The sequence below is a fragment of the Actinophytocola sp. genome, assembly GCF_009379765.1.
Taxonomy (GTDB): domain Bacteria; phylum Actinomycetota; class Actinomycetes; order Mycobacteriales; family Pseudonocardiaceae; genus Actinophytocola.
The window spans coordinates 1-14,137 of record NZ_WHTD01000203.1 but is presented as its reverse complement, the minus strand read 5'-3'; the positions used below and the strand labels follow the sequence as shown (position 1 = coordinate 14,137).

13 protein-coding genes and 1 pseudogene are annotated in these 14,137 nt (G+C 72.0%); all 14 read left to right on the top strand.

Features of this window, described 5'->3' with window-relative positions:
- The coding region (gene murD / locus GEV28_RS38150) for a UDP-N-acetylmuramoyl-L-alanine--D-glutamate ligase (protein ID WP_291418530.1) at window positions 1-1,277 on the top strand (1,277 nt) is incomplete at its 5' end.
- Window positions 1,274-2,701: a putative lipid II flippase FtsW gene (gene ftsW, locus GEV28_RS38145; protein ID WP_291418528.1), complete on the top strand. Its 1,428-nt coding sequence runs from the start codon at window positions 1,274-1,276 to the stop codon at window positions 2,699-2,701. The genes murD and ftsW, both read left to right, overlap by 4 nt.
- The gene (murG, locus tag GEV28_RS38140; RefSeq protein ID WP_291418526.1) at window positions 2,698-3,798 is read left to right on the top strand and encodes an undecaprenyldiphospho-muramoylpentapeptide beta-N-acetylglucosaminyltransferase; all 1,101 of its coding nucleotides are present in this window, start codon (window positions 2,698-2,700) and stop codon (window positions 3,796-3,798) included. Before ftsW ends, murG begins: the two co-directional genes overlap by 4 nt.
- Window positions 3,795-5,231: a UDP-N-acetylmuramate--L-alanine ligase gene (murC, locus tag GEV28_RS38135; RefSeq protein WP_291418524.1), complete on the top strand. Its 1,437-nt coding sequence runs from the start codon at window positions 3,795-3,797 to the stop codon at window positions 5,229-5,231. The genes murG and murC overlap by 4 nt, the downstream gene beginning before the upstream one ends.
- On the top strand, window positions 5,228-5,989 hold the full coding sequence (locus tag GEV28_RS38130; RefSeq protein WP_291418522.1) for an FtsQ-type POTRA domain-containing protein: 762 nt from the start codon (window positions 5,228-5,230) through the stop codon (window positions 5,987-5,989). Before murC ends, GEV28_RS38130 begins: the two co-directional genes overlap by 4 nt.
- Before the next feature lie 53 nt (window positions 5,990-6,042).
- Window positions 6,043-6,561 carry a DinB family protein gene (locus GEV28_RS38125; protein WP_291418520.1) on the top strand — a complete coding sequence of 173 codons (519 nt, stop codon included), beginning with the start codon at window positions 6,043-6,045 and terminating at the stop codon, window positions 6,559-6,561.
- Window positions 6,562-6,759: 198 nt separating this feature from the next.
- Window positions 6,760-8,094 carry a cell division protein FtsZ gene (ftsZ, locus tag GEV28_RS38120; protein WP_291418518.1) on the top strand — a complete coding sequence of 445 codons (1,335 nt, stop codon included), beginning with the start codon at window positions 6,760-6,762 and terminating at the stop codon, window positions 8,092-8,094.
- 44 nt (window positions 8,095-8,138) lie between these two features.
- A complete protein-coding gene (gene pgeF / locus GEV28_RS38115; RefSeq protein WP_291418517.1) occupies window positions 8,139-8,855 on the top strand; it encodes a peptidoglycan editing factor PgeF in 717 nt (238 codons plus the stop codon).
- A 172-nt stretch (window positions 8,856-9,027) separates the two neighbouring features.
- Complete coding sequence (locus tag GEV28_RS38110) at window positions 9,028-9,768, top strand: YggS family pyridoxal phosphate-dependent enzyme (protein ID WP_291418515.1); 741 nt, start codon at window positions 9,028-9,030, stop codon at window positions 9,766-9,768.
- A 33-nt stretch (window positions 9,769-9,801) separates the two neighbouring features.
- Window positions 9,802-10,515: a cell division protein SepF gene (locus tag GEV28_RS38105; RefSeq protein WP_291418513.1), complete on the top strand. Its 714-nt coding sequence runs from the start codon at window positions 9,802-9,804 to the stop codon at window positions 10,513-10,515.
- Between the two features lie 19 nt (window positions 10,516-10,534).
- On the top strand, window positions 10,535-10,819 hold the full coding sequence (locus tag GEV28_RS38100) for a YggT family protein (RefSeq protein WP_291418510.1): 285 nt from the start codon (window positions 10,535-10,537) through the stop codon (window positions 10,817-10,819).
- A 49-nt stretch (window positions 10,820-10,868) separates the two neighbouring features.
- The gene (locus tag GEV28_RS38095; protein ID WP_291418508.1) at window positions 10,869-11,696 is read left to right on the top strand and encodes a DivIVA domain-containing protein; all 828 of its coding nucleotides are present in this window, start codon (window positions 10,869-10,871) and stop codon (window positions 11,694-11,696) included.
- A 37-nt stretch (window positions 11,697-11,733) separates the two neighbouring features.
- Window positions 11,734-12,333 (top strand): hypothetical protein, encoded by a 600-nt coding sequence (locus tag GEV28_RS38090; RefSeq protein ID WP_291418506.1) that lies wholly within the window; start codon window positions 11,734-11,736, stop codon window positions 12,331-12,333.
- 266 nt (window positions 12,334-12,599) lie between these two features.
- Window positions 12,600-14,137, top strand: a pseudogene (locus tag GEV28_RS38085) (isoleucine--tRNA ligase); the annotation flags it as partial.

The following is a 14,137-nucleotide window of genomic DNA, read 5'->3' as shown; positions in this document are numbered from 1 at the left end:
GGCTCACCGACCTGCCGGCCGGCGCCGCGACGGTCGCCGGGCTCACCGAGCCGCCGGCGGGCACCGACCTGGTCGTCGCGAGCCCCGGCTGGCCGCCGACGAGCCCGCTGCTGGTGGCCGCCGCGGCGGCCGGCATCGAGGTGGTCGGCGAGGTCGAGCTGGCCTGGCGGATCTCGCGGACGCTCGACGAGCCGGCGGTCTGGCTGGCGGTCACCGGCACCGACGGCAAGACCACCACGGTCGGCATGCTCGAGGCCATCCTGCGTGCGGCCGGCCTCGACGCGGTGGCCTGTGGCAACGTCGGCCTCCCGGTCATCGACGCGGTCCGCACCCACCGCGTCCTGGCCGTGGAGCTGTCGAGCTACCAGCTCCACTGGCAGTCGTCGATGCGCGCGACGGCCGCCGCCGTGCTCAACATCGCCGAGGACCACCTCGAGTGGCACGGCTCGATGGCCGCCTACGTCGAGGCCAAGGCCCGGGTCTACACGGGCGCGGGCCTCGCGGTCTACAACGCCGACGACCCGGAGTCGGCCCGGCTCGCGGCGGGCTCACCGGAACGGGTGAGCTTCACCCTCACCGAGCCCAAGCCGGGGCAGTACGGGGTCGCCAGCCGGTCCGGCACGGCCTGGCTCGTACACGGTGACCTGGCGCTCGCGCCGGTCGAGGAGGTCCGCCCGATCGGCCGGCACAACGTCGCCAACGCGCTCGCCGCGGCCGCGCTCGCCCGCGCGGCCGGTGTCCCGGCCGAGGCCGTACGTGCCGGGCTGACCGCCTACCAGCCACCCGCGCACCGGGTCGAGCTCGTCGCCGAAGCGGGCGGCGTGCGGTACGTCAACGACTCCAAGGCCACCAACACCCACGCCGCGCTCGGCTCGCTCGGCGCGTTCGACCACGTCGTCTGGATCGCCGGCGGCCTGCTGCACGGCGCGCCGGTCGACGCGCTGGTCGCCGAGGTGGCCTCCCGGCTGCGCGGGGTGGTCGTGCTCGGCGCCGATCAGGACGCCTTCGCCGCGGCGCTGGCGCGACACGCACCGGATGTGCCGGTACACAGGGTCTCTTCGGGAGACGATGAGCCCATGATCTCTGCGGTGCGTGCGGCGAGCGCGATGGCAGGTCATGGTGATGTGGTGCTGCTCGCGCCGGCCGCCAAGTCCCACGACCTGTTCGCGAGCTACACCCACCGCGGCACGGCGTTCACCGAGGCGGTGCGGGCGCGGCTGGGCACAGCGGCTGTCGCCGAGACCGCGCCCGGTGCCGAGCCCGGGCCGCGCGGATGACGGCACTGGAGCCCAGCAGAACCGACCGCGATACCGCCGACGAGGCGTCCAAGTCCGGGACCGACGCGCGCAGGCAGGCACGCAAGAAGGCCCGCAAGACGCGGGAGCCTCGCGGCCGGATCGCCGCCGCCCGCACCGCGCTCACCGCCTGGCTCGGCCGCCCACTGGCCTCGTTCCACCTGGTCCTCGCGATCTGCGCGCTGCTGATCGTGCTCGGCCTGGTGATGGTGCTGTCCGCGTCGTCGGTCCCCTCGATCAACGAGGGCGCGTCGGCGTACACGGTGTTCGGCAAGCAGGTCGTCTTCGTGCTGGTCGGGCTGGTCCTGTTCTGGATCGGGCTGCGCGTGCCGCTGACCAGGATCCGCGCGATGAGCCCCATCGGGCTGTGGGTGAGCGTGCTGATGCTGGTCCTCGTGCTCATCCCGGGCCTCGGCTCGCAGGTCAACGGCACCCGCAGCTGGTTCACGATCGGCCCGGTGGGCTTCCAGCCGGTCGAGTTCGCCAAGCTCGCGCTCGCGCTGTGGGGTGCGCACATCCTGGTGGTCAAGCGCGGCCTGCTCGGCCAGTACCGGCACCTGCTGGTGCCCGTGGTGCCCGCGGCGCTGGTGATGTTCGCGCTGGTCATGCTGCAGCCCGACCTGGGCGGCACGGTCACCCTCGGCGTGGTGCTGATCGCGCTGCTGTGGTTCGCCGGCGCGCAGCTGCGGCTGTTCGGCGCGCTCGCGCTCGGTGGCCTGGCCGGCGTGGTGCTGCTGGCCATCGGCACCGACTACCGGCTCTCCCGGGTGCTGTCGTTCCTCAGCCCGGAGAAGGACCCGGAGGGCGCGGCCTACCAGGCCAACCAGGCGCTCTACGCGCTCGCCGACGGCGGGCTGTTCGGCAAGGGGCTCGGCCAGGGGCCGTCGAAGTGGCAGTACCTGCCCAACGTGCACAACGACTTCATCTTCGCGCTGATCGGGGAGGAGCTGGGGTTCCTCGGCTGCGCGCTGGTGCTGGGCCTTTTCGGGATGCTCGCGGTGGTCGGCATGCGGGTCGCCACCCGCAACATCGACCCGTGGGTCCGGCTCGTCGCCGCGACGCTGACGGTGTGGCTGGTCGCCCAGGCGGCCATCAACATCGGCTACGTGGTCAACCTGCTCCCGGTCACCGGCATCACGCTGCCGCTCATCTCCTCGGGCGGCACGTCCGTGGTGATCACGCTGCTGGTGTTCGGTGTCCTGGCGAACTGTGCGCGGCATGAGCCCGAGGCGGTGGCGGCACTACGCTCTCAGGGACCTGGCCGGTTCGGCCGGCTGATGCGGTTGCCCGCTCCGGACCCGTACCAGCCGCCCACCAGGCGTCGACCGGTCCGGCCACCCGCCCCGTCGCGCGGCCCCGCCGATCGCCGGCGGCACCCGCGAACTCCTCGAGGAGGAACCTCTTGACCGACCCCACCCACCGTGGGCCCTGTGTCGTGATCGCCGGTGGAGGCACCGCCGGGCACATCGAGCCGGCTCTCGCGCTCGCCGACGCCGTCCGCCGGATCCGGCCGGACGCGCGCGTCGTCGCCCTGGGCACCGAGCGCGGCCTGGAGAAGTCGATCATCCCGGGCCGGGGCTACCAGCTGGAGATGATCCCGCCGGTGCCGATGCCCCGCAAGCCCAACGTGGACCTGCTCAAGCTCCCGCTCAAGGTGCGTTCCGCGGTGAAGACGACCCGCGCGGTGCTGGAGCGGGTCGGCGCCGACGTGGTCGTCGGCTTCGGCGGCTACGTCGCGCTGCCCGCCTACCTCGCCGCCCGCGGCCGCATACCGATCGTCGTGCACGACTCCAACGCCCGCGTGGGCCTCGCCAACAAGGTCGGCGCGCGGTTCGCCGCGAAGGTCGCGGTGGCCGTTCCCGACACGGGCCTGCCCAAGGCCGAGGTCGTCGGCATCCCGCTGCGCGAGTCGATCATCGAGCTGGACCGGCCGGCGCTGCGCGCCCAGGCCCGCCGGCACTTCGGCCTGCATCCCGACGCGCCGACGCTGCTGGTGTTCGGCGGCTCGCAAGGCGCCCGCTCGATCAACAACGCGGTGTCGGCCTGCGCGCGCCGGTTCGCCGACGCCGGGATCGGCGTGCTGCACGCGCACGGGCCCAAGAACTCCCTTGCGGTGCAGGATGTTCCGGGCGCGCCGCGCTACGTCGGCGTGCCGTACCTGGAGCGGATGGACCTCGCCTACGCCGCCGCCGACGCGGTGCTCTGCCGGTCCGGCGCGATGACCGTCGCCGAGGTGGCCGCGGTCGGGCTGCCCGCGGTGTACGTCCCGCTGCCGCACGGCAACGGCGAGCAGGCGCTCAACGCGAAGCCCGTGGTCGACGCGGGCGGCGGGGTCATCGTGCCGGACGAGGAGCTGACCCCGGACAAGATCGCCGAGCTGGTCGTCCCGCTGCTCACCGACCCCCGCCGGCTGGCCGCGATGGGTGCCGCCGCACGCGGCACCGGCCACCGCGAGGCCGCCGACGTCCTGGCGAGAATGGTGCTCGAGGTGATCGAGAAGTGAGCGCCGCCGGTCCCCTCGAACGGACGCACCTCGTCGGTATCGGGGGCGCCGGCATGAGCGGCATCGCGCGCATCCTGCTCGACCGGGGGCTCCCGGTGTCCGGCTCGGACGCCAAGGAGTCGCCCGCGCTGCTGACCCTGCGCGCGCAGGGGGCCGAGGTGGCGGTCGGGCAGGCCGCGGCCAACCTCGACCTGCTCGGCGCCGAGGGCCCGACCGCGGTGGTGGTGTCCAGCGCGATCAAGGCGGACAACTCGGAGCTCGTCGAGGCGCGGGCGCGCGGGCTGACCGTGCTGCACCGGTCCGAGGCGCTCGCCGCCCTGATGGCCGGACACCGGGTGGCCTGCGTGGCCGGTACCCACGGCAAGACGTCGACCACGTCGATGCTCACCGTGGCGCTGCAGCACTGCCGGCTCGACCCGTCGTTCGCGATCGGCGGCGACCTCAACGAGTCGGGCGCCAACGCCCACCACGGCACGACCCTTGTCTCCGGGGCCGACGGGCCCGTCGGCATCTTCGTCGCCGAGGCCGACGAGAGCGACGGCTCGTTCCTCGCGTTCGCCCCGTCGGTCGCGGTCGTCACGAACGTGGAGGCCGACCACCTCGACCACCACGGCACGGTCGAGGCGTACAGGCTCGTCTTCGAGTCCTTTGTGGATCGGATCGAGCCGGGCGGGCTGCTCGTCACCTGCGCGGACGACCCGGGTGCGGCATCCCTTGCCACGTATGCGGAGTCGCGCGGCGTGCGGGTGCGCCGGTACGGGCGCTCGGCGTCCGATGTGACACTCGTGGACTACCAGCCGGTCGACGGCGCGGGCGTGGCGCGGATCCGGCTCGACGGCGCGGAGATCGACGTGCGGGTCGCGGTGCCGGGCGAGCACATGGCCGGCAACGCGATCGCGGCGCTGCTCGCCGGCCTGGAGCTCGGCGCACCGCTGCCCGGGCTGCTGGAGGGCATCGCCGGGTTCGGCGGTGTGCGCCGGAGGTTCGAGTTCAAGGGCCGCTCCGGTGGCGTGCGGGTCTACGACGACTACGCGCACCACCCCACGGAGGTGGCCGCGCAGCTGCGCGCCGCGCGCCCCGCGGCCCAGGGCGGCCGGCTCGTGGTCGTGTTCCAGCCGCATCTGTACTCGCGCACCCGGCTGTTCTCCGCCGAGTTCGGCGCGGCGCTCGCGCTCGCCGACCAGGTGGTCGTGCTGGACGTGTACGGCGCGCGCGAGCAGCCGGAGCCCGGGGTGACCGGCGCGCTGGTGGCCGGCGCGGTGTCGCTGCCGGCGGGGCAGGTGCACTACGAGCCGTCGTTCGACAAGGTGCCGCCGCTGGTGGTGTCGCTCGTCGAGCCCGGTGACCTGGTGCTGACCATGGGCGCGGGCGACGTCACGATGCTCGGCCCCGAACTGGTCGCCGAGCTGGACCGGCTGTGCAGAGCGGTATGACGAGCCGCACCGGGACGGCACGCGCGCGCAGGCGGCCCAGCGAGCGCTCCCGGCCGGCGGGCGACCCCGACGAGCGGCGCGGGCCGAGCCGGCGCCGCTATCTCGCCCGGCGCTGGATCGCCCTGCTGATCGTGCTCTCGGTGCTCGGCCTCACCTACGTCATCGTGTTCACCTCGTTGTTCGGGGTGCGCACCGTCGAGGTGCTGGGCGTCGAGGACATCAAGCCCGACGCGGTCCGCGAGGCCGCCGCGATCGAGCCGGACACGCCGATGGTCCAGCTGGACACCGACGAGGTGGCGCGGCGGGTCGCCGAGCTGCCCCGGGTGTTCGAGGTGAGCGTGTCGCGGTCGTTCCCGAGCACGGTCGAGATCCACGTGACCGAGCGGAGCCCGGTCGCCGTCCGGCCGGACACCGACGGCGTGCACCTGGTCGACCGCACCGGCGCCGACTACGCGACCGTGCAGGCCCGCCCGCCGGGCCTGCCGGTGCTGAAGGTGGTCGCGGTCGCCCCGGACGACCCGTCGACGCACGCGGCGGTCACCGTGCTCGGCGCGCTCCCGGACCCGCTGCGCGAGAAGGTCGTGGAGATCTCCGCGGGCACGCCCGGCGACGTGCGGCTCAGGCTGGCCGGTGGCAAGACGGTGAAGTGGGGCGACGCGGAGGACAACACGCGCAAGGCCGCCGTGCTGGCGCCGCTGCTCACCCGTTCGGGCAAGACCTACGACGTGGCGACCCCGGAGTTCCCGACCGTGTCCTGAGCACCGTCGTTAATCGGTCGGAATCGTCGGTGTGGTGGGCCAGACTGCGCGCCATGACGACCTCCCAGACCGCTCCCACCCGACCCGAGGCGCCGATGGTCGGCGACGAGCGCGAGCAGCTCACCGGGTTCCTGGACTTCTTACGTGCCACCGTGGTCATGAAGGCCACGGGGCTGTCCGACGAGCAGGCGCGCACGCCGCTCGTGGCCTCCGAGCTCACCAACATCGCGAGCCTGCTGGCCCATCTGACCTATGTGGAGCAGTACTGGTTCGGCGTGGTGCTCGACCACCAGCCCGACTCCTGGCAGGACCGCCTGGAGGGCGACCCGGACGCGGAGTTCCGCTCCGGCCTCGAGCTCCCGGTGGCCCGGCTGATCGCCGACTACGAGGCGCAGTGCCAGGTGAACCGCGACATCGTGGCCGGGCTGGACCTCGACGCGCAGGGCACCACCGGGCGGGGCAAGCCGGTCAACGTGCGCTGGGTCGTGGTCCACATGATCGAGGAAACCGGCCGCCACGCCGGCCATCTCGACCTGCTTCGGGAGCATGTGGACGGTCGCACGGGGGAGTAGCACTCGGCGATTGGTCGGACAACACCGCAACTACACGGCGTGGCGGCTGGAATCGGGCTGCGTCGATGCCTACCGTCCTGTATTCGACGCCCGGGCTTGACATAACTCTGAGTCTCTTGTTGAGGTTTAGGGTTTTTCGGTTCGGGACGGATCGGGGAGATGTAAGGCAGCGACACAGCTTGATGGAAGGCGGATCCGATGACGCCCCCGCACAACTACCTGGCGGTGATCAAAGTCGTCGGCATTGGCGGCGGTGGGGTCAATGCCGTCAACCGCATGATCGAGGTCGGTCTGAAGGGTGTCGAGTTCATCGCGGTGAACACCGACGCGCAGGCGCTGCTGATGTCCGACGCCGACGTCAAGCTCGACATCGGCCGCGAGCTCACCCGTGGCCTCGGCGCAGGCGCCAACCCGGAGGTCGGGTACAGGGCCGCCGAGGACCACCGCGAGGAGATCGAGGAAGTCATCAAGGGCGCCGACATGGTCTTCGTGACCGCGGGCGAGGGCGGCGGCACCGGCACCGGCGGCGCGCCGGTCGTCGCGTCGATCGCCCGCAAGCTCGGCGCGCTGACCATAGGTGTCGTAACGCGGCCGTTCGCCTTCGAGGGCAAGCGGCGCGCGAAGCAGGCGGACGACGGCATCACCGAGCTCCGCAACGAGTGCGACACGCTGATCGTCATCCCGAACGACCGGCTGCTGCAACTCGGCGACATCGGGGTCAGCCTGATGGACGCGTTCCGCTCGGCGGACGAGGTGCTGCTCTCCGGCGTCCAGGGCATCACCGACCTGATCACCACCCCCGGCCTGATCAACCTGGACTTCGCCGACGTCAAGAGCGTCATGTCCGGCGCGGGCAGCGCGCTGATGGGCATCGGCTCGGCCCGCGGCGAGGGCAGAGCCGTGCAGGCCGCGCAGAAGGCGATCAACTCGCCGCTGCTCGAGGCGTCCATGGACGGCGCGCACGGAGTGCTGCTGGCCATCGCGGGCGGCTCGGACCTCGGCCTGTTCGAGATCAACGAGTCCGCCTCGCTGGTCCAGGAGTCCGCGCACCCCGAGGCCAACATCATCTTCGGGACGGTCATCGACGACTCGCTCGGCGACGAGGTGCGGGTCACCGTGATCGCCGCCGGGTTCGACGGCGGCACGCCCACGCACAAGAAGCTCGACGCGACCGCCATCGGCTCCCGCTCCTCGATGGCGTCCGGCCAGGCCCGCCAGGTGAGCACCCCGCCACGTCCGGCCGCGCCGGCACCTGCGGCGTCCACGTCGCCACCCGCCCCGGCCCTCGAATCGCCAGCACCACCCGCTCCGCCGGCCGCGCCGCAGCAGGCGAGCGGCCAGCAGCAGCCGACCGCGCCGCCGCCGCGCCAGGCCGCCAGCGGTTACGGCAACCCGATGGGCGGCGGCGTGCCCCCGTCGGGCGGTCAGACCCGCCGGGGCGGCCAGGGCAGCGGCAGCCTGCCGAGCCGCGCCGTGCCCGTCACCGACGACCCCGACGACGAGGTGGACGTCCCCCCTTTCATGCGCAGGTAGCCTCGCCTTCTCGGGCCAGTCCTACGTCGTGAGGGAGTAGAGGTTTGCGCATCAGGCGGGTGGTGACGACCCGTGCCGGTGGGCGGTCGAAGCCGCCGTACGAGTCGTTCAACCTGGGTGCCGGGGTCGGCGACGACCCGGCCGCGGTGACGGCCAACCGGCACCGGCTGGCCGACGAGCTCGGCCTCGGCCGCGACCGTCTCGTGTGGATGGAGCAGGTGCACGGCCGCAACGCCGAGATCGTCGCCGGCCCGGTGCCCGACGCGGTCGAGGCCACCGACGCGCTCGTCACCGCCGAACCGGGGCTCGCGCTCATCGCGCTGTGCGCGGACTGCGTGCCGGTGCTCCTCGCCGACCCCGAGGCGGGCGTCGCCGGCGCCGCGCACGCGGGCCGGGTCGGTGCCCGGGTCGGCGTGGTGCCCGCGGCGCTGGACGCCATGCGCCGGGCCGGTGCGGCGATCGAGCGGATCGAGGTGTTGCTCGGCCCGTCCGTGTGCGGAGAGTGCTACGAGGTGCCGGCCGCCATGCGGGCCGACGTCGAGAAGCACCTGCCGGGCAGCGCGTGCAAGACCCGGAAGGGTACCGCGGGCCTGGACCTGCGGGCCGGGCTCTGGCAGCAGCTCGCCGACGCCGGGGTGGCCAAGATCGGGATCGACCCGCGGTGCACCGTCGAGGACCCGACCCTGTTCAGTCACCGCAGGGAAGGGACCACTGGGCGATTGGCCGCCCTGACGTGGCTCGAGCCGGACCCGGTGGCGTGACACCCATTGTGTCAATCACAGCTAGTCGAGCAGCTGGGAACCTGCACGAACCGCGTGCCTGCCAACCGCACCCAAGGGGAACGGGACGCGACCCGGCCACCGGTACGCGCCGAACTGGACGACATCAATGCACGGTGACCACAACTTTGAATTCCGGGGAGGCGGTCCAGCCATGAGCGACCCGCCCGACCCGCGGCGGGCCGAGCTGGCCGCCGCCCTCACCGCGGTACGCGAGCGGATCGCCGCCGCCTGCACCCGCGCCGGCCGGGCTCCCGGGGAGGTCCGGCTGGTCGCGGTCACCAAGACCTTCCCGGCCGCCGACGCCGCCCTGCTCACCGACCTCGGCATGCTCGACCTCGGCGAGAACCGCGAGCAGGAGGCCGTCGACAAGGTCGCAGACCTGCGCGAGCTCCGCCCGGACGCACCCGTGCGCTGGCACATGCTCGGCCGGTTGCAGCGGAACAAGGCGCGCTCGGTGGTCCGGTGGGCGGCCGAGGTCCAGTCGGTCGACTCGGTCCGGCTGGCCCGGGCACTCGACCGCGCCGCCGTGCTCGCCCGGGAGGCCGGTGAGCGCACCGAGCCGCTCGACGTGCTCGTCCAAGCAAGCATCGACGGCGACCCGGACCGTGGCGGCTGCCCGCTCGACACGCTGAACATGCTTGCCGACGAGGTAGCTCGATCGAGTGAACTTCGGCTACGCGGGCTGATGGCCGTGGCACCTCGCGCGATGGGCCCCGGGGAGGCATTTGGATCTTTGGCTCGAGCAGCCGATCGGCTGCGCGGAGATCACCCGGCGGCCGACGAGCTGTCCGCCGGGATGACCAATGATCTTGAGATCGCGATTACGCACGGTTCTACCTGCGTGCGTGTCGGAACCGCGCTGCTCGGCACCCGGCGGCTAGCCTCCCCGTAACACATGTTCCGGGAGTCGTAGGCGAGGGCAGGTATGGGCACGCTGCAGAAGCTGAAGGCGTACTTCGGGATGGTCCCTGCCGACGAGTACGACGGCTACGACCTCGATGACCTCGACGATGGTGCCATGGACTACCGGTCGGGGTACCGCCGGCCCGACTATCTGGCCGATGACGACGACTACGACCCCTATCCGGACGGCGGTCGTGGCCGTGGCGTGCTCGCAGGTCGGCGCGGCTACCGGGACGAGATGGACGGGGACCGGTACGAGCGGTACGACGAGCGACTCGACACCGAGCTGAGCGGGCGTGCCGACTTCCCGCAGCGCCCGGCCGCCCGGCCCCGGCCCACCTCGACCTGGGCGACCACGGACACGCCGGTGCAGGGCGCCCTCGCCGTGGAGCCCCGCCGGGACCCGGCCCCGCGCCCGCGCCCGGTGGAGGCCGCGCCGGTCGCGACGGGCTACCCGATGGGCCGGATCGTCACGCTGCACCCGACCAGCTTTGCCGAGGCCAGGACCATCGGCGAGCACTACCGGGACGGCACGCCGGTGATCATGAACCTGACCGAGCTGGACGACGCGGACGCCCGGCGGCTCGTCGACTTCGCGGCCGGGTTGGCCTTCGCCATGCGCGGCTCGATGGACAAGGTCACCAACAAGGTGTTCTTGATCTCACCGCCCAACCAGGACCCGACCGCGGAGGACAAGCGACGCATTGCGGAGGGCGGGTTGCTCAACCGGACCTGATTGATGGCAGAGTTGACACGTGGATCCCCTCCGGCTTGTCTTGTACTGGGTACTGTTCGTCTTCTGGTTGTTCCTGACCGCTCGTGTCGTCGTGGAGCTCGTCCGCGCGTTCGCGAGGGAGTGGCGCCCGGCCGGTGGGGTTGCGGTAACGCTGGAGACCATCTACACAGTGACCGATCCTCCGGTCCGCTTGCTCCGTCGGTTGATCCCGATGGTGCGGATCGGGGGCGTAGGGCTGGACCTATCGATTATGGTGCTGCTGTTGGTCGTGTTCATACTGATGCGACTGGCCTATCCCGGGTGAAGGGGACCTCCCGGGTGGACCGCAGCCGATGAGTGCGTGAGGTGATCAGATGTCGTTGACCCCCGCTGACGTTCATAACGTCGCGTTCAGCAAGCCTCCCATTGGCAAGCGGGGCTACAACGAGGACGAGGTGGACGCTTTCCTTGACCTGGTCGAGGTGGAGCTGTCCCGGCTCATCGAGGAGAACAACGACCTGCGTGCGCAGGTCGAGCAACTCGACGCGCAGCTCGAGTCGGCCCGTGCCGACATCGAGAACGTGAGCCACGCCGCACCCGCGCCGCAGCGGGTCGACGAGCCGCGCCGGCTGACTCCGGTGCCGCCGCCGAGCGCGATGGAGCAGACCTCACCCGGCGGCGCCGGTGGTGATCACCACGTACAGGCCGCCAAGGTGCTCGGGCTCGCCCAGGAGATGGCGGACCGGCTCACCGGCGAGGCCAAGGCCGAGTCGGACGGCATGCTCGCCGAGGCGCGGACCAAGTCCGAGCAGCTGCTGTCGGAGGCCAGGGCCAAGTCCGACACGATGATCAACGAGGCGCGTACCCGGGCCGAGACCATGCTCAACGACGCCCGCACCCGGGCCGAGACGCTGGAGCGTCAGTCGCGGGACAAGGCCACCACTCTGGAGCGGGACGCGCAGCGGCAGCACTCCGAAGTGCTGGGCCAGGTGCAGGCGGAGCGGACCTCGCTCGAGAAGAAGATCGACGAGCTGCGGACCTTCGAGCGCGAGTACCGGACCAGGTTGAAGACGCTGCTGGAGTCGAGCCTGCGCGAGTTGGGCGACCGGGGGCCGGCGGCGCCGACCACCAACTCGGCCGACGGCAACCGGGCGGGCGGTCAGCAGGGCTACAAGTTCGGTTCGCGTGCCGAGGCCGGCTGAGCCCGTCCGCGCGCCCGCGTAGCAGCGGACGGTACGTGTGCTGTATCTCGTCCTGACCCTGGTGCTGGCGGCCTTCGGGCTGCTGATCACCGCACTCACCACGGCTGACACCGTGTGGGCGTGGATCTCTGTGACGCTCAGCGTCGTCGCGGCCGCCCTGCTGGTCTTCGACTGGCTGGGCGGTCGTCGTCGCGCTCGAGCTCCGGCGGCCGACCCGGACGCCCCGGTGACCGAGCGCATCCGCGGCCTCGAGCCGCCGCCGGCACGCACCGAGCCGCCCGCCGACCCACCGCACGGAGACCCGACGCGCACGGGGGTGTCGGCCGCGGTGCTGTCGGTCGAGCCGCCGATCGAGCGCCCGGCCGAGCCGCCCGGGCGCGCCGTGCGGGTGGAGGACCTCGGCGAGCCCGACGAGGAGCCGACCGATGCCACGGACCTCCTCGTGGTGTCCGACCTCCGCGCCGAGGTCCGCGTCGTCGACGAGCATCCGCGCTACCACCTGGCGATGTGCCTGTGGCTGGTCGACAAGCAGACGCTGCCGCTGCCGGTGTCCGAGGCTCGCCAGCTCGGCTTCACGCCGTGCGCCCGGTGCGGTCCGGACGCCGTCCTCGCCGCGCAGTACCGAGCCGCCCGCTAACCGGTTTGCCGGCTCTGGCATCCTGGACGGAGCGGCGTTGATCCGGCCATCACCGGGGAGCCTCCGGAAGAACGGGCTCTGCTGACTGCTCGACCCTGACGAGCAGGTCCCGCAAGCCCAACTAGACCCGGACGGGGCGGCCCGTCACAGCCGACCGATGAGAGGCCGACGCCCAGCGGCGCCGGCAAGCGGGGTGGTACCGCGGCGAGAGTCGTCCCCGTGTGCACGCACACGAGGCAACACGACGATCGACCGCGAGGAACCCGATGGCATACCCCAAGGCGCAGCTCGGACCGGAGCAGGGAGTCGCCTCCCAGCCGTCCTTCCCCGACCTCGAGCAGGCCGTGCTCGGCTACTGGGACACCGACAGCACCTTCCAGGCTTCCATCGACGCGCGCCCGGCCGGCACGAACGGGGCCAACGAGTTCGTCTTCTACGACGGCCCGCCGTTCGCCAACGGCCTGCCGCACTACGGCCACCTGCTCACCGGCTACGTCAAGGACGTCGTGCCGCGCTACCAGACCATGCGCGGCCGCCACGTCGAGCGCCGGTTCGGCTGGGACTGCCACGGCCTGCCCGCCGAGTTCGAGGCCGAGCAGCAGCTGGGCATCAAGACCAAGGACGAGATCGAGGAGATGGGTGTCGCCGAGTTCAACGACGCCTGCCGGACCTCGGTGCTCCAGTACACCGACCAGTGGCGCGACTACGTCACCCGCCAGGCGCGCTGGGTCGACTTCGACAACGACTACAAGACGCTCGACCTCGACTTCATGGAAAGCGTCATGTGGGCGTTCAAGTACTTGTGGGACAAGGGCTTGATCTACGAGGGCTACCGCGTCCTGTGGTACTGCTGGCGCTGCGAGACGCCGCTGTCCAACACCGAGACCCGCATGGACGACGTCTACCTCGACCGCCAGGACCCGCGGTCACCGTCGGCCTGCGGCTCGAGTCCGGCGAGCTCGCCCTCATCTGGACCACCACGCCGTGGACGCTGCCGAGCAACCTCGCCATGGCCGTGCACCCCGACGTCGACTACGTGACCGTCGAGCATGGCGGGGAGCGCTACCTCCTCGCCGAGGCCCGGGTCGCCGCGTACGCGCGCGAGCTGGGCGAGGACCCGCCGGTGCTCGCCCGGTACAAGGGCGCCGACCTCCTCGGCCGCCGCTACACGCCGCCGTTCGACTTCTTCGCCGGCTCTGAGAACGCGCACCAGATCCTCGCCGCCGACTACGTCACCACCGAGGACGGCACCGGCATCGTGCACATCGCGCCCGCCTACGGTGAGGAGGACAAGGTCGTCACCGACGCGGCCGGGATCACCCCCGCCACGCCGGTCGACCCGCACGGCCGGTTCGACGAGCAGGTCCCGCCGTACGAGGGGATGCACGTCTTCGACGCCAACGGCCAGATCATCCGCGACCTCCGGGCCGCGGGCGTGCTGCTGCGCCACGAGACCTACGACCACCCGTACCCGCACTGCTGGCGCTGCGGCAACCCGCTCATCCAGCGCGCGGTGTCGTCGTGGTTCGTCGCGGTCACCAAGTTTCGCGACCGCGTGGTCGAGCTCAACCAGGAGATCAACTGGGTGCCCGGCCACGTCCGGGACGGCCAGTTCGGCAAGTGGCTGGAGAACGCCCGCGACTGGTCGATCTCCCGCAACCGGTTCTGGGGCTCGCCGATCCCGGTGTGGACCTCGGACAACCCGGAGTACCCGCGCACCGACGTCTACGGCTCGCTCGACGAGCTGGCGCGTGACTTCGGGGTGCGGCCCACCGACCTGCACCGACCGTTCGTCGACGAGCTG

What these genes read in the sequence shown, in the direction of transcription:
- GEV28_RS38105 (WP_291418513.1), top strand. Translation starts at nt 9,802, where the DNA reads ATGGGCACGCTGCAGAAGCTGAAGGCGTACTTCGGGATGGTCCCTGCC.
- GEV28_RS38125 (WP_291418520.1), top strand. Translation starts at nt 6,043, where the DNA reads ATGACGACCTCCCAGACCGCTCCCACCCGACCCGAGGCGCCGATGGTC.
- GEV28_RS38130 (WP_291418522.1), top strand. Translation starts at nt 5,228, where the DNA reads ATGACGAGCCGCACCGGGACGGCACGCGCGCGCAGGCGGCCCAGCGAG.
- GEV28_RS38110 (WP_291418515.1), top strand. Translation starts at nt 9,028, where the DNA reads ATGAGCGACCCGCCCGACCCGCGGCGGGCCGAGCTGGCCGCCGCCCTC.
- ftsZ (WP_291418518.1), top strand. Translation starts at nt 6,760, where the DNA reads ATGACGCCCCCGCACAACTACCTGGCGGTGATCAAAGTCGTCGGCATT.
- GEV28_RS38095 (WP_291418508.1), top strand. Translation starts at nt 10,869, where the DNA reads ATGTCGTTGACCCCCGCTGACGTTCATAACGTCGCGTTCAGCAAGCCT.
- ftsW (WP_291418528.1), top strand. Translation starts at nt 1,274, where the DNA reads ATGACGGCACTGGAGCCCAGCAGAACCGACCGCGATACCGCCGACGAG.